Below are 14,902 nucleotides of genomic sequence, written 5' to 3' on the forward strand. Positions count from 1 at the left end.
GTGGCGCTGCGCTTACCGGGCCTACAAAATCGTGTAGTTGTTTTAACGTTCTAACCTTAACTGCTGTAAATTCCCGTCCAGCTGTAAATCCGTCTGTAGCGTTGCGATTTCCCGGCAGATAAACGCCATCTCTTTATTCGCCTCCAGCTTTTTGCGCCATTTTTCCGGCACTTCCTCAAGCCTTGCGTAAATCCCTTCCAGATTCTGAAACTCCGTCAGCAGTTGTGCGGCACTTTTGGGTCCAATACCGGCGACACCCGGCACTCTGGAGCTGCTGATCCCCGCCAGCCCCCAGTAATCCGGCAATTGCTCAGGCGATACGCCAAACTCGCTGGCAATAAATGGCGCGTCCAGCCAGCGTTTCTGGAAGTAGTCGCGGATGCGGATTGTGGGTGAGAGCAGCTGGCAGTAGCCTTTGTCGGTTGAAACGATAGTCGCCTGATGCCCGGCGCTTGCCACTTTAACCGCCAGCGTTGCGGCTAAATCATCAGCCTCATTACCGTGTGCGCCCCAGCACGGAACGCCGCGCTGTTCAAAGGCCGCGCGTATAACGGGCATTTCGGCGTGCAGATCGTCCGGCATCGGCGCACGCCCGGCTTTGTAGTCCGGCAGGCGCTGGTGCCGCCAGCCGGTATTGCGTGCTTCATCGTCGAATACGGCAACAGCGTGGGTGGGTTCGCTATGGCGAATGAGCTGCTCCAGCGCGTGTAAACAGGTGTCCTTGCAGGGGGTGCCCTGTACCGCGTGAATACGGCGAATCAGGTTAAGTGCATCGACGATAAGCAAATGAACGGCCACAGATAATCTCCCTTCTGTCTAATGGGGGAAGGGTAACACTGAGCGCAGCATGAAACTATGAATGGTGGGGAAAACAGGAAGAAGCCTCGCAAAACGAGGCTTCCTGAGAGGCTTAATCGCAGGTAACGATCTTCATCGCCAGGCCACCGCGGGAGGTTTCGCGGTATTTGGCGTTCATATCTTTACCGGTTTCGTACATGGTTTCGATAACCTTGTCGAGACACACGCGCGGTTCACTGGTGCGGCGCAGCGCCATACGGGCCGCGTTCACCGCTTTCACAGAGGCGATGGCGTTACGCTCAATGCATGGCACCTGGACCTGTCCGCCGACCGGATCGCAGGTCAGCCCCAGGTTATGTTCCATGCCGATTTCCGCCGCAATACAAACCTGCGCAGGACTTGCGCCCAGCAGTTCGGCCAGACCCGCCGCCGCCATAGAGCAGGCTACGCCCACTTCACCCTGACAGCCCACTTCCGCGCCGGAAATCGAGGCGTTCATCTTGTACAGTGAGCCAATCGCACTGGCGACCAGCATATACCGCGCGAGTGAGTTTGCATTCACTTCACGGATAAACTTGTCGTAATACGCCAGGACCGCCGGAACAATGCCGCACGCCCCGTTGGTTGGCGCGGTGACGACGCGGCCACCCGCGGCGTTCTCTTCGTTCACCGCCAGCGCGAACATGTTGATCCAGTCGACAACGGCCATCGGGTCGGTGGTGGTTTTGTCGGTGCTGACCAGCATGCGGCGCAGCGCAGCCGCACGACGTGGAACACGCAGTTTCCCCGGCAGCACGCCTTCGGTGGTGATCCCGCGCTCAATGCCGCTGCGCATCACTTCCCAGACGTTTGCGAAGTGCTGTTCCAGCTCCTCTTTGCTGTGCAGGGCCAGCTCATTTTTCATCATCAGGCCGGAGAGAGATAGGCCTGTCTCCTGGCAGTGACGCTGTAAATCGGCCGCGTTTTTGTACGGGTACGGCACCTCAACGGCGGAGCCGTTGGTTTGACCAAAATGGTCTTCGTCGACGATAAACCCGCCGCCGATGGAGTAATACGTCTGGCTGTAAACCGCTTTATCGCCGACCAGCGCGGTAATGCGCATGCCGTTTTCGTGCAGCGACAGGTTATCCGCATGGAAATTCATGCAGTGGTCAACCGGAAATTCAACCTCATGCTCGCCGTTCGCCAGCAGCAAACGACCATGGGTGTTCACGTCCTGGATAAAGCCAGGTATTGCATCAATATCAACGGTATCCGGCAGGTTACCCGCCAGCCCCATGATAATGGCAATATCGGTATGGTGGCCTTTACCGGTCAGGGAAAGGGAACCGTATACATCGACAACCACGCGGGTGATGTCGTGCAAAATGCCGCGTGCAATCAAGTCATCCGTGAATTGTTTACCGGCTTTCATTGGTCCGACGGTGTGAGAGCTGGAAGGACCAATACCGATTTTGAAGATATCGAATACGCTAATCATGATGCGTCCATTGCTTCAGTCAGAGGGGAGGAGTGCGCCATCCGAAGACGGCGCAGGAGGTATTAGCTGAACAGCGAGTAGAAAATAGCGGAGATGGCAATCAGACCCATCACAACAACGAACACGTTGCTGATATGGCCGCTGTATTTACGCATCGCTGGCACTTTCTGAATCGCGTACATCGGCATCAGGAACAGAATCATCGCGATAATCGGGCCGCCCAGGGTTTCAATCATGCCCAGAATGCTTGGGTTCAGGGTGGCTACCGCCCAGGTGGTCACCAGCATGAACAGCGCGGTGATTTTGTTCAGACGGTTGATTTCAATGCTCTTGCCTTTACCGCGCAGAGATTTAATCACCATACCGTTGAAGCCTTCACGTGCGCCCAGGTAGTGGCCCAGGAAGGATTTGGTGATGGCGATAATCGCGATGATCGGTGCCATCCACGCAATCAGCGGTGCGTTAAAGTGGTTTGCCAGATAGGACAGAATAGAGATGTTCTGCTCTTTCGCCGCCGCCAGATCCGCCGGGGAGAGGCTCAGCACGCAGCTGAACACGAAGAACATAACTGTCAGTACCATCATGATGTGTGCGCGAGCCAGGATGCTGGAGCACTTCTTCTCTGCACCATTGCCGTACTCTTCACGCTTCGCCACCGCGAAGGAGGAGATGATTGGCGAGTGGTTGAAGGAGAACACCATTACCGGGATCGCCAGCCACAGGGTCAGTAGCAGGCCGTTACCGGTTGCGGATGCGCTGCTCAGAGACAGAGTTTCCAGCGCAGCGCCGTTCCACTGTGGGATCAGGTACAGCGCCAGCACCATCAGGGCTGCAACAAACGGGAATACCAGCACGCTCATCGCTTTGACAATCATCTGCTCGCCAAAGCGCACGATGGTCATCATACCGACGATCAGGATCAGGGACAGGATCGCACGCGGCGGCGGGGTCATCTGCAGCTGGTGCATCATGAAGCTTTCAACGGTGTTGGTGATAGCAACGCTATACACCAGCAGAATCGGGTAAATCGCGAAGAAGTAGAGCAGGGTAATCAGCTTACCTGCGCCGACGCCGAAGTGTTCTTCAACGACTTCAGTAATGTCTTCGCCCGGGTTTTTACCGGACAGCACGAAGCGGGTCAGGCCGCGGTGTGCAAAGAAGGTCATCGGAAAGGCGATGATGGCCATGATGATCAGCGGGATCAGACCGCCGACACCTGCGTTGATAGGAAGGAACAGTACACCAGCGCCGATTGCCGTGCCGTACAGGCCAAGCATCCACATGGTATCCGTTTTGCGCCAACCGCTTCGGGATTCAATCGAAGCAACGGTGCTGGTTTGAGTGGTTTCCATCTGTATCTCCTGGAGGAAGCAAATTGTCAGGTTTTTAGTCAAATCCGATGAAAAAGTGCCTGACGGTAATATGAAATTCGTTCAGTGACGGTTTTTTAATAATTTTTGCCCGTAACTATTGGCGGGCGGAAAGATACATTCTCGTTATGAATCTATCAGTGATCGCGATCCCAAATGCAATAATCCACTTATGATGTGGGCATATTTAGACCATTTATCTGTTAAAAAAACATCAAAGAGGATTTACGGGCGCGAAGGCTACCATTAACGACATGTTTTCGAAAAGGCTGACCCGCGAGATAGGTGTCTTTCGCTGTAAAGAAATAGGATTTTAGGATTTTCTGGCAGGTAATTTCGATTAAGGCTGATTATTTACGGTTTCAAAAACGAGGTAATCGTTTGCGCGGGCGCCAGATTTGTTAATAACATTGAAGATCGCTATGAATTACATCACTAATAAAAAAGCCGGATGACAATCCGGCTTGAGAGGAGGGAAAGGACGCTTTATTTGATGATTTCGTAACAGGGAATATAGGCAGAACCCGGAAGTTTCATGCGGTGCTGAGCCACAAAGCCCTGCAGCATGTCATCCATGCGGCGCATCATCTCCGGGTCACCGTGGATTTTATACGGCCCGAACTCCTCAATCGCGCGGATCCCCACCTCCTTCACGTTCCCCGCCACGATGCCAGAGAAGGCGCGACGCAGGTCAGCTGCCAGTACTTCCACCGGCTGATCCGGATAGAGTTTGAGGTTCGCCATGTTCTCATGCGACGGCTCGAAGGGGATCTGGAGATCCGGTGCGATACGGATGGACCAGTTAAAGCTGTAGGCATCCCCGGTATCACGACGGTTCTCTTTCACCAGCGGCATCGCTTTTTTCATCTGACGGGCCACTTCTGCGGCATCGTCAATAATAATGCGGTAGTGACGGCGCGCGTCTTCCCCCAGCGTATGCACGATAAATTCGTCCAGCACGCGGAAGTAGTCGGCGCTCTCTTTCGGGCCGGTCAGGATCAGCGGCAGAACCTGATTTTTGTTGGCCGGGTTCATCAGGATCCCGAGCAGATAAAGCAGTTCTTCCGCCGTACCTACGCCGCCCGGGAAGATGATAATGCCGTGCGCGATACGGACAAACGCCTCAAGACGTTTTTCGATATCCGGCATAATAATCAGTTCGTTAACCAGCGGGTTAGGCGGCTCAGCGGCGATGATCGACGGCTCGGTCATGCCGATAAAACGGCCTTCTTTATAGCGTTGCTGCGCGTGTCCTACTGCCGCGCCTTTCATCGGCGCTTCCATCGCGCCAGGACCGCAGCCGGTACAGATGTTCAGCTCGCGCAGGCCGAGCTGATTACCCACGCGGCGGGCGTACAGGTATTCGGTTTCGTTAATAGAGTGACCACCCCAGCAGACGACCATGTTCGGCGCTTCGCCAACGTGCAGGGCGCGGGCGTTACGCAGAATGGAGAAAACCAGGTTGGTGATATGAACGGAGCTTTCCAGATCGAGATGCTGGAAACGACCGGCGTTGCTGATCTGTCCGTTAACAAACAGGATGTCGCGCAGCACGGCAAAAAGGTTGGCCTGAAGTGAGCGAATAATACGCCCATCGACAAACGCCTCTTCCGGCGGGTTGATCACTTCCAGCTTCACCCCGCGCTCGCGGCGCAGCACATTGATATCAAAACTTTCGAAGCGGGACAGCAGCTCTTTACTGTTGTCGGTCAGGCTTCCGGAGTTCAGTACAGCAAGTGAACAGTTACGAAACAGTTGATACAGGTCGCTACTGGCGGTGCGTTTAAGCATGTCCACTTCCAGTTGCGACAACATATCCATAGAGCCAAGCGGGCTAATATGTGTAATCAAGTGAGCTCCTTATGGGACGATTATCGTCTTTCCCTGTTGATTACAATAGCCCTGGCTTATGACGTTTCACAACACTTCGGGCGGAATACCGCCCGCATATTGTGAAAATATTTATCTTACTGGCGCACCAGCCGTCCGGTGGCAGGCACAAAATCGGTATTGGTGCGCCATGGGTTAATGTCCAGGCCGCCGCGACGGGTATAGCGGGCATAAACGCTCAGCTTTTCGGGCTGGCAGAAACGCTGTATGTCATTGAAGATGCGTTCCACGCACTGCTCGTGGAATTCGTTGTGATGACGGAATGACACCAGGTAACGAAGCAGCTTTTCCCGGTCAATCTGCGGGCCGCGATACTGGATCTGTACCGAGCCCCAGTCCGGCTGATGGGTGATAAGGCAGTTGGATTTCAGCAGATGGCTGACCAGCGTTTCGTCGACCACTTTTCCGCCCGCCGCGTTTTCCAGATAGTCGGTGCTAAATTCGTAGCTCTCCACATCAATGTCCTGATCGTCGATGCAGGTGCCGTGGAAATGGGCGATGGGCTGACCTTCCAGCTCATGCAGACGGTATAACGAGACGGTTACGTTCCCCTGCGCGCACGCGCTTAAATCACGTTCAAGCGTCTGTTGTACCTCGTCCCAGCTGTTAAATTTGGTCTGGTTAAAGCTGTTGAGATAGAGCTTAAAGCTCTTGGATTCAACCAGGTTTACGCTGGCGTAATCCAGCTCGACATGGCCCACGGCCACCTGCGGCAGACCGCGCGCATTCAGCCAGGAGAGTTCGTACAGCGTCCAGATGTCGCCGCCGACGAACGGCAGCGCGTCGGCATGAAGGCCAAGCGGATCGCGGTTCAGGCTGCGCGGCACACCCTGAAGCAGGCTTGCGTCGTAGGTGTCGCGGTAATCGGTCGATTTACCCAGCGTTAAGCCCGTTAACGCCTGATGATTTTCGTAAGACATGTTTCATAGCCACTTTACAGGTACACTTAGGGGCTGAGTTTATCCTGTCTTACAAGAAGAGAGAAATCGGTGGATATCGAAACTGCAAATGCCCTGACGTCCTTCACGACCCGCTATTGCGATGCCTGGCATGAAAAGCGGGGGACGTGGCCGCAAAGTACTGACTTATATGGCGTGCCGTCACCGTGCATTATCGCTTCGCAGGATGATTACGTTATCTGGCAACCGAAACCGTTCACGGGCGAGCAGAATGTAAATGCGGTTGAACGCGCAATGGACATTGTGATACAACCTGCGCTTCATGCAATTTATACCACGCAGTTTGCCGGGGATATGACTGCATGTTTTGCAGGACAGCCGCTGACGCTGCTGCAAACCTGGAGCGAAGACGATCTTCAACGCGTTCAGGAAAACCTCATTGGTCACCTGGTCACGCAAAAACGCCTTAAGCTCTCCCCGACTCTCTTTATTGCGACGCTCGACAGTGAACTGGACGTCATTTCAGTCTGCAACCTTTCTGGCGAGGTCATTAAAGAGACGCTCGGCACCCGCAATCGCGACGTTCTCGCGCCTTCTCTTGCGGATTTTCTTACCCGACTTGAGCCGCTTCTGTAATCTATGATGCTACTGGACGTGTGAGAGATCTCTTACACGCACTGTGAGACATCGCCGAAACAATTAGCATTGTCTTAGAGATTTCAGATTAATATTAGTTTCCCTTTCAACAGGTTAGCGATTTCCTGAAACGATTATCCCCGTTTCGCCAGGCTTACCTTGCTCACAGGGTGGGTTGTAAGACGAGGCAGAATAGCGGATTCTATCTGTGTCGACAGGATGCCGACGCGAGAAACGAACATCAGGATGATGGCGTTTCTCACCAGGAACACGTCAGGACGACGCCGCAGGAAGGCTTCAGGATGAAGCAAAGTGGATCACGCAGGATGCGTAAGGGACACCTCCAGGAAGGAGAACGTGAGCCGGTCAGGATGGTCGGTGGGTCAGGATGGCCAGGACGTTTCAGGACGAAACCTACACGTCAGGATGATGTGAGCAGGAAGCAAAAGGTAAAGGGATGACCAGGCCTTCGGGCATCAGGAAAAGTTGTCACGGATGAGCAGGGAGCACGTATTGTAGCTGGAATGCTGCGAAACGAACCGGGAGCACTGTTTTTACAGTGCTCCCTTTTTTTATTTCTGTCTTCCGCAATGCTATGCTTCGCGCCATTCCGTTTTTCAGTTGAGGTTACTATGACGCATCACGATAGCGTTCGTGCGCAGTTGCACGCCATCGAAGCCCTTATGCGCCAGCATCAGCTGTGGCAGGAAAGTGCGCCGCAGCCAGACGCGTTCGCCAGCACCCAGCCGTTTTGTCTGGATACGCTGTCTCCATTCGAATGGCTCCAGTGGGTATTAATTCCGCGCATGCACGCGCTGCTGGAAGGGGGACACGCGTTGCCCCAGGCGTTTGCCGTCTCTCCCTATTACGAAATGGCGCTGGAGGCGACCCACCCGGCGCGCGACGTTATGTTGGTTGAGCTGGAAAAGCTGGATACGCTTTTCGCCGGTGACGATGCATGACGCTTGAGATCCTGTATCAGGATGAGTGGCTGGTGGCGGTGAATAAACCGTCCGGCTGGCTGGTACACCGAAGCTGGCTCGATCGCGATGAGAAAGTGGTTGTTATGCAAACCGTGCGCGACCAAATCGGTCAGCACGTCTTTACTGCCCACCGTCTGGATCGGCCAACCTCTGGCGTTCTGCTGATGGGGCTTTCCAGTGAGGCCGGGCGCCTGCTGTCGCAGCAGTTTGAACAGCACCAGATCCAGAAGCGCTACCACGCCATTGTGCGCGGCTGGCTGACGGATTCCGCCACGCTGGATTATCCGCTAGTGGAGGAACTGGATAAAATCGCCGATAAATTTGCCCGCGAAGATAAAGGTCCGCAGCCTGCGGTGACCGACTATCGCGGTATGGCGACCACAGAACTGCCGGTGGCGACCAGCAAATTTCCCACTACGCGATACAGTCTGGTTGAGCTTTTGCCCAAAACGGGGCGCAAGCACCAGCTTCGCCGCCACCTTGCACATCTGCGCCACCCAATTATCGGCGACAGCAAGCACGGCGATCTGCGGCAGAACCGCAGCGCGGCAGAGCACTTTGGCTGTAACCGACTGATGCTGCACGCCAGCGAGCTAAGCCTGACGCACCCGTTTACCGGCGAACCGCTGACTATTCGCGCGGGGCTGGACGAGGTCTGGATGCAGGCGCTGTCACAGTTTGGCTGGCTGGGACAACTCCCCGAAAATGAAAGGGTTGAGTTTGCCGCAGGCAACGTTCAGGATGAACAGCAAGCGCAATAATTACGGGAGCAAAGCATGGCTGAAGTAGGTATTTTTGTCGGCACGATGTACGGCAACTCGCTGCTGGTTGCGGAGGAAGCAGAAGCAATCCTCGTCAATCAGGGCCATAAAGCAACGGTCTATGAAGACCCGGAGCTGGCGGACTGGGAAAAGTATAAAGATAAATACATTCTGGTGGTGACCTCCACCACCGGGCAGGGCGATCTCCCGGACAGCATCGTCCCGCTTTTCCAGGGCATTAAAGACCAGCTTGGCTATCAGCCAGATGTTCACTATGGCATCATCGCCCTCGGCGATAGCTCTTACGCCAATTTCTGCGGCGGCGGTAAGCAGTTCGACGCGCTGTTGCAGGAACAGCACGCTCAGCGGGTCGGCGAGATGTTACTGATTGATGCTGGCGAGCACCCCGAACCGGAAAGCGAGTCAAATCCCTGGGTTGAACATTGGGCCACGCTCCTGAACTAACCCTGTACTATACGAGCTGTAGGCCGGGTAGGGCGTAGCCGCCACCCGGCAACGAAGCTGCACCATATCCTCAATTCCGTGAAGTATCTTCCACCACTTTGGGCTTATGCCCCAAACCACGTTCCCCACGCCCGTCAATGTTGTGTTCCTGCACGGTGAGAGAACCGGTCACTCCTTCATATACTTTTCCCGTCACTATAAAACGGCTTCGGGCCGTACCAAAACCAAACACAAATCTCTCATTCTGATTACCCTACAGGTGCTGTACAGAATGAACCAGGCGAAAGCTATGTTTCAGGAGTGCAACAATGAGTACATTAAGCCACGCGGCGAGCAGCGCTGAGAAGCGCACCAACGCCCGATACTGGATAGTGGTGATGCTGTTTATCGTCACCTCTTTCAACTACGGCGACCGTGCCACGTTATCCATTGCCGGCTCTGAGATGGCAAAGGACATCGGACTTGATCCGGTGGGTATGGGTTATGTTTTCTCCGCATTTTCATGGGCCTACGTAATCGGCCAAATCCCTGGCGGCTGGCTGCTGGACCGCTTCGGCTCAAAACGGGTCTATTTCTGGTCCATTTTCATCTGGTCGATGTTTACCCTGTTACAGGGCTTCGTGGATATCTTCAGCGGCTTCGGCATTATCATTGCGCTCTTTACCCTCCGCTTCCTGGTGGGTTTAGCGGAAGCGCCATCTTTCCCGGGCAACAGCCGCATTGTGGCCGCCTGGTTCCCGGCGCAGGAGAGGGGAACGGCGGTAGCAATCTTTAACTCGGCGCAATACTTTGCGACGGTTATTTTCGCGCCAATTATGGGCTGGCTGACGCACGAAGTGGGCTGGTCGCACGTCTTCTTCTTCATGGGCGGGCTGGGGATCGTCATCAGCTTTATCTGGCTGAAAGTGATCCACGAACCAAACCAGCACCCGGGCGTGAACAAGAAAGAGCTGGACTACATTGCTGAAGGCGGGGCGCTGATCAACATGGATCAGAAAACCCAGAAAGCAAAAGTCCCGTTCAGCCAGAAATGGGGGCAGATCAAACAGCTCGTCGGCTCACGGATGATGATCGGTATCTATCTCGGCCAGTACTGCATTAACGCCTTAACCTACTTCTTCATCACCTGGTTCCCGGTTTACCTGGTGCAGGCGCGCGGGATGTCGATTCTGAAGGCGGGTTTTGTCGCCTCTGTGCCAGCCATCTGCGGCTTCGTGGGCGGGGTGCTCGGCGGGGTCATCTCCGACTGGCTGATGCGTCGCACCGGTTCGCTGAATATTGCGCGTAAAACGCCAATCGTGCTCGGCATGCTGCTCTCCATGACCATGGTGTTCTGTAACTACGTCAGCGCGGAGTGGATGATTATCGGCTTTATGGCGATGGCCTTCTTCGGTAAAGGCATCGGCGCGCTGGGCTGGGCGGTGATGGCAGATACCGCGCCGAAAGAGATCAGCGGCCTGAGCGGCGGTCTGTTCAACATGTTTGGCAACATTTCCGGCATTGTCACCCCAATCGCTATCGGTTACATCGTCGGCACCACCGGCTCCTTCAATGGTGCGCTGATTTATGTAGGCGTCCATGCGCTGGTGGCGGTACTCAGTTACCTGGTGCTGGTGGGGGACATCAAACGAATCGAACTGAAACCTGTTGGGGAGCGCGGATGATGACAACGCAATCAAGCCCGATCGTGACGGAAATGAAAGTCATCCCGGTGGCGGGTCAGGACAGCATGCTGCTCAACATTGGCGGCGCGCATAACGCCTGGTTCACCCGCAACATCGTGGTGCTGACCGACAGCGCAGGGAATATCGGCGTCGGGGAAGCGCCTGGCGGAGAGGTGATTTACCAGACGCTGGTCGACGCCATCCCGCAGGTGGTTGGGCAGGAGGTCGCCCGCCTGAACAAGGTGGTTCAGCGGGTGCATAAGGGCAACCAGTCGGCTGATTTTGATACCTTCGGCAAAGGCGCCTGGACGTTTGAACTGCGCGTTAACGCGGTGGCGGCGCTGGAGGCGGCTCTCCTTGATTTACTGGGCAAAGCGCTGAATGTGCCGGTCTGCGAACTGCTGGGGCCAGGCAAACAGCGTGATGCGGTAACGGTGCTGGGCTATCTGTTCTACGTTGGCGACCGGACGAAAACCGATCTTCCGTATCTGGAACGCTCGCCGGGCAGCCACGCGTGGTATCACCTGCGTCATCAGGAAGCGCTCTCTGGCGAGGCGGTGGTACGCCTGGCAGAGGCGGCGCAGGATCGCTACGGCTTTAAAGACTTCAAGCTGAAAGGCGGCGTTCTGCCGGGCGAACAGGAGATTGACAGCGTGCGCGCGTTGAAAAAATGCTTCCCGGAGGCACGCATCACCGTCGATCCGAACGGCGCCTGGCGGCTGGATGAAGCTATCGCGCTGTGCAAAGGACTGGGCGACGTGCTGACCTACGCGGAAGATCCGTGCGGCGCCGAGCAGGGCTTTTCTGGTCGCGAGGTGATGGCCGAATTCCGCCGCGCTACCGGGCTGCCGGTTGCGACCAACATGATCGCCACTAACTGGCGCGAAATGGGCCACGCGGTGATGCTGAATGCGGTGGACATACCGCTGGCTGATCCGCACTTCTGGACCCTTTCCGGCGCGGTGCGCGTGGCGCAGCTGTGCGATGACTGGGGGCTCACCTGGGGCTGCCACTCCAATAACCATTTCGACATTTCGCTGGCGATGTTTACCCACGTTGGCGCGGCGGCGCCGGGTAACCCGACCGCCATCGATACGCACTGGATCTGGCAGGAAGGCGAAGCGCGCCTGACCAAAAATCCACTTGAAATCAAAAACGGCACCATTGCCGTACCGGATGCGCCGGGGCTGGGCGTAGAGCTTGACTGGGATCAGATCCACAAGGCGCATGAAGCGTATAAAAAACTGCCGGGCGGCGCGCGCAACGACGCAGGCCCGATGCAGTACCTTATCCCCGGCTGGACATTTGACCGTAAGCGCCCTGTATTTGGACGTCACTGATAAAAGGATCGAACGATGAGCACATTTTCTACCCCTGTAGTCACCTCCATGCAGATCATTCCTGTCGCGGGACATGACAGCATGCTGATGAACCTGAGCGGCGCCCATGCGCCGTTCTTCACCCGTAATATTGTGGTGATCAAGGACAACTCAGGGCATACCGGTGTCGGTGAAATCCCGGGCGGGGAGAAGATCCGTAAAACGCTGGAGGACGCCATTCCGCTGGTGGTGGGTAAAACGCTGGGCGAGTACAAAAATGTACTGACCAGCGTGCGTACGACCTTTGCCGATCGTGATGCGGGTGGCCGTGGTCTGCAAACGTTTGATCTGCGTACCACTATCCATGTGGTCACGGGCATTGAAGCCGCGATGCTGGATCTGTTAGGCCAGCATCTGGGCGTCAATGTCGCCTCCCTGCTGGGCGACGGCCAGCAGCGCAGCGAAGTGGAAATGCTCGGCTACCTGTTCTTTATCGGCAACCGCAAACTCACCCCGCTGCCGTACCAGAGCCAGCCGGACGAAAAATGCGACTGGTATCGTGTGCGTCACGATGAAGCGATGACCCCGGATGCGGTGGTGCGCCTGGCTGAAGCCGCGTATGAAAAATATGGCTTTAATGACTTCAAGCTGAAAGGCGGCGTACTGGCGGGTGAAGAAGAAGCTGAGGCGATTGCCGCGCTGGCGAAGCGCTTCCGGCAGGCGCGCGTCACGCTGGATCCGAACGGTGCCTGGTCCCTTGATGAGGCGATCAAAATCGGTAAGCAGCTCAAAGGCGTGCTGGCCTACGCGGAAGATCCGTGCGGCGCAGAGCAGGGGTTCTCTGGACGTGAAGTGATGGCGGAGTTCCGTCGCGCCACCGGGCTGCCAACCGCCACCAACATGATCGCGACCGACTGGCGCCAGATGGGGCACACGCTCTCGCTGCAATCGGTGGATATTCCGCTGGCAGACCCGCACTTCTGGACGATGCAGGGCTCGGTTCGCGTGGCGCAGATGTGCCATGAGTTCGGCCTGACCTGGGGCTCGCACTCCAACAACCACTTCGACATCTCGCTGGCGATGTTCACCCACGTAGCGGCTGCTGCGCCGGGCAACATTACCGCTATCGACACCCACTGGATCTGGCAGGAGGGCAATCAGCGCCTGACCAAACAGCCGTTTGAGATCAAGGGGGGGATGGTGCAGGTTCCAGCTACGCCGGGGCTGGGCGTTGAACTGGATATGGATCAGGTCATGAAAGCGCACGAGCTTTACCAGAAACACGGGCTGGGCGCACGTGATGATGCGCTGGCGATGCAGTACCTGATCCCAGAGTGGTCATTCGACAATAAACGTCCGTGCATGGTACGATAAGCCAACTGGGACCGCTCCCATGAGCGGTCCCTTACGTGGTGTATGCTTAACGTAACTAACATGCGTAAGGATGGCTTATGAAAATTGTTATCGCTCCGGACTCGTATAAGGAAAGCTTGAGCGCGCTGGAGGTGGCGACAGCGATAGAGATCGGTTTTCGCGAAATTTTCCCCTCAGCGGAGTACGTCAAATTACCGGTTGCCGATGGTGGCGAAGGGACGGTGGAAGCTATGGTTGCAGCCACCCATGGGCGTCTTGTCCATGTTCCCGTTACCGGGCCTTTGGGAGAACGCGTGGAAGGGTTTTTCGGGTTATCCGGAGACGGGAAAAGCGCGTTTATCGAGATGGCGGCCGCGAGCGGTCTGGAGCTTGTTGCTCCTGCAAAGCGTAACCCGTTAATCACCACCTCGTGGGGGACCGGGGAACTGATCCGTCATGCGCTGGATGCGGGCGTTAAGCATATCATTATTGGCATTGGAGGCAGCGCGACCAATGACGGTGGCGCAGGCATGGTGCAGGCGCTGGGCGTAAAACTGCTGGATGCGAAAGCACAGCCCGTTGGGCCGGGCGGCGGCGAACTGGCAAGCCTTGCGCATATCGATCTTAGTGGGCTGGATGAGCGGCTGGCAGACTGTCGAATTGAAGTGGCCTGCGATGTGACCAACCCCCTGATCGGCGAGACTGGCGCTTCTGCGGTATTCGGTCCGCAGAAAGGGGCGACGCCGGAGATGGTCAGGACGCTGGACAACGCGCTTGCGCATTACGCAAACATTATCGCCAGGGATCTGGACATTGACGTCTTAAACCTGGCGGGGGGCGGAGCAGCTGGCGGAATGGGGGCGGCGCTGTATGCATTTTGCGGGGCGCAGCTTCGTCGGGGAATTGAGATTGTCACCGATGCCCTGCATCTCGATGAACAGGTCGCGGACGCCGATCTGGTGATCACGGGCGAAGGGCGTATCGACAGCCAGACGATCCACGGCAAAGTGCCCGTTGGCGTGGCGAGAGTCGCGAAACGCTATAACAAACCGGTTATCGGCATTGCCGGCAGCCTGACGGCGGATGTTGGCGTGGTGCACGAGCACGGACTGGATGCGGTATTCAGCGTGATTTACACCATCTGCTCGCTGGAGGATGCGCTGGAAAATGCGCAACAGAATGTACAGATGGCCGCAAGGAATATTGCGGCGGCCATAAAGGTGGGGCAGGGGATGTCGCGTTAACGTTCGTGCTCCTGTAGGCCCGGTAAGCGAAGCGCCACCG

Annotated in this window: 14 protein-coding genes; 8 read left to right on the forward strand and 6 right to left on the reverse strand. The window is 56.2% G+C overall.

The window, feature by feature from the left end; all coding sequences use genetic code 11:
* Positions 1–42 precede the first annotated feature (42 nt).
* The 5 genes from xni to queF form a co-directional block, all read right to left on the reverse strand.
* Positions 43–798 carry a flap endonuclease Xni gene (xni, locus tag ACNQ0T_RS05125; protein ID WP_045308735.1) on the reverse strand — a complete coding sequence of 252 codons (756 nt, stop codon included), beginning with the start codon at positions 796–798 and terminating at the stop codon, positions 43–45.
* Positions 799–910: 112 nt separating this feature from the next.
* On the reverse strand, positions 911–2,278 hold the full coding sequence (locus tag ACNQ0T_RS05130; protein ID WP_250116215.1) for an L-serine ammonia-lyase: 1,368 nt from the start codon (positions 2,276–2,278) through the stop codon (positions 911–913).
* A 62-nt stretch (positions 2,279–2,340) separates the two neighbouring features.
* Positions 2,341–3,630, reverse strand: a complete 1,290-nt coding sequence (locus ACNQ0T_RS05135) for an HAAAP family serine/threonine permease (RefSeq protein WP_022649218.1) — start codon at positions 3,628–3,630, stop codon at positions 2,341–2,343.
* Positions 3,631–4,134: 504 nt separating this feature from the next.
* Complete coding sequence (gene ppnN, locus ACNQ0T_RS05140; RefSeq protein ID WP_023298502.1) at positions 4,135–5,499, reverse strand: nucleotide 5'-monophosphate nucleosidase PpnN; 1,365 nt, start codon at positions 5,497–5,499, stop codon at positions 4,135–4,137.
* 116 nt (positions 5,500–5,615) lie between these two features.
* A complete protein-coding gene (queF, locus tag ACNQ0T_RS05145; RefSeq protein ID WP_023298501.1) occupies positions 5,616–6,458 on the reverse strand; it encodes an NADPH-dependent 7-cyano-7-deazaguanine reductase QueF in 843 nt (280 codons plus the stop codon).
* 69 nt (positions 6,459–6,527) lie between these two features.
* On the opposite strand from queF, the gene syd reads away from it, so the two are divergent.
* Positions 6,528–7,073: a SecY-interacting protein gene (gene syd / locus ACNQ0T_RS05150; protein WP_022649215.1), complete on the forward strand. Its 546-nt coding sequence runs from the start codon at positions 6,528–6,530 to the stop codon at positions 7,071–7,073.
* 134 nt (positions 7,074–7,207) lie between these two features.
* On the opposite strand, the gene ACNQ0T_RS05155 is transcribed toward syd, so the two are convergent.
* Positions 7,208–7,384 carry a hypothetical protein gene (locus tag ACNQ0T_RS05155; protein WP_154816618.1) on the reverse strand — a complete coding sequence of 59 codons (177 nt, stop codon included), beginning with the start codon at positions 7,382–7,384 and terminating at the stop codon, positions 7,208–7,210.
* Between the two features lie 321 nt (positions 7,385–7,705).
* Between ACNQ0T_RS05155 and ACNQ0T_RS05160 the strand changes: the two genes are divergently transcribed.
* The 7 genes from ACNQ0T_RS05160 (at position 7,706) to ACNQ0T_RS05190 (ending at position 14,862) form a co-directional block, all read left to right on the forward strand.
* Positions 7,706–8,035: a YqcC family protein gene (locus tag ACNQ0T_RS05160; RefSeq protein WP_022649214.1), complete on the forward strand. Its 330-nt coding sequence runs from the start codon at positions 7,706–7,708 to the stop codon at positions 8,033–8,035.
* The gene (gene truC / locus ACNQ0T_RS05165; protein WP_023298500.1) at positions 8,032–8,817 is read left to right on the forward strand and encodes a tRNA pseudouridine(65) synthase TruC; all 786 of its coding nucleotides are present in this window, start codon (positions 8,032–8,034) and stop codon (positions 8,815–8,817) included. Before ACNQ0T_RS05160 ends, truC begins: the two co-directional genes overlap by 4 nt.
* Before the next feature lie 15 nt (positions 8,818–8,832).
* Positions 8,833–9,282, forward strand: a complete 450-nt coding sequence (locus ACNQ0T_RS05170; RefSeq protein ID WP_022649212.1) for a flavodoxin — start codon at positions 8,833–8,835, stop codon at positions 9,280–9,282.
* Between the two features lie 308 nt (positions 9,283–9,590).
* Entirely contained in the window at positions 9,591–10,946 is a 1,356-nt protein-coding gene (gene gudP, locus ACNQ0T_RS05175; protein WP_003862734.1) for a galactarate/glucarate/glycerate transporter GudP, read from the forward strand.
* On the forward strand, positions 10,946–12,286 hold the full coding sequence (locus ACNQ0T_RS05180; RefSeq protein ID WP_154849505.1) for an enolase C-terminal domain-like protein: 1,341 nt from the start codon (positions 10,946–10,948) through the stop codon (positions 12,284–12,286). The genes gudP and ACNQ0T_RS05180 overlap by 1 nt, the downstream gene beginning before the upstream one ends.
* A gap of 15 nt (positions 12,287–12,301) precedes the next feature.
* Complete coding sequence (gene gudD, locus ACNQ0T_RS05185) at positions 12,302–13,639, forward strand: glucarate dehydratase (protein ID WP_417929705.1); 1,338 nt, start codon at positions 12,302–12,304, stop codon at positions 13,637–13,639.
* A 77-nt stretch (positions 13,640–13,716) separates the two neighbouring features.
* Positions 13,717–14,862: a glycerate kinase gene (locus ACNQ0T_RS05190; protein ID WP_045308740.1), complete on the forward strand. Its 1,146-nt coding sequence runs from the start codon at positions 13,717–13,719 to the stop codon at positions 14,860–14,862.
* The last annotated feature ends 40 nt before the right edge of the window (positions 14,863–14,902 follow it).

Source organism: Enterobacter cloacae complex sp.6700776, assembly GCF_048284255.1.
GTDB lineage: Bacteria > Pseudomonadota > Gammaproteobacteria > Enterobacterales > Enterobacteriaceae > Enterobacter > Enterobacter intestinihominis.

Bases quoted from the DNA above. Each gene is read 5' to 3' on its own strand.
- truC (WP_023298500.1), top strand. From the start codon at position 8,032: ATGACGCTTGAGATCCTGTATCAGGATGAGTGGCTGGTGGCGGTGAAT.
- gudD (WP_417929705.1), top strand. From the start codon at position 12,302: ATGAGCACATTTTCTACCCCTGTAGTCACCTCCATGCAGATCATTCCT.
- ACNQ0T_RS05160 (WP_022649214.1), top strand. From the start codon at position 7,706: ATGACGCATCACGATAGCGTTCGTGCGCAGTTGCACGCCATCGAAGCC.
- ACNQ0T_RS05135 (WP_022649218.1), bottom strand. From the start codon at position 3,630: ATGGAAACCACTCAAACCAGCACCGTTGCTTCGATTGAATCCCGAAGC.
- ACNQ0T_RS05170 (WP_022649212.1), top strand. From the start codon at position 8,833: ATGGCTGAAGTAGGTATTTTTGTCGGCACGATGTACGGCAACTCGCTG.
- gudP (WP_003862734.1), top strand. From the start codon at position 9,591: ATGAGTACATTAAGCCACGCGGCGAGCAGCGCTGAGAAGCGCACCAAC.
- ACNQ0T_RS05180 (WP_154849505.1), top strand. From the start codon at position 10,946: ATGACAACGCAATCAAGCCCGATCGTGACGGAAATGAAAGTCATCCCG.
- ACNQ0T_RS05130 (WP_250116215.1), bottom strand. From the start codon at position 2,278: ATGATTAGCGTATTCGATATCTTCAAAATCGGTATTGGTCCTTCCAGC.
- queF (WP_023298501.1), bottom strand. From the start codon at position 6,458: ATGTCTTACGAAAATCATCAGGCGTTAACGGGCTTAACGCTGGGTAAA.
- ACNQ0T_RS05190 (WP_045308740.1), top strand. From the start codon at position 13,717: ATGAAAATTGTTATCGCTCCGGACTCGTATAAGGAAAGCTTGAGCGCG.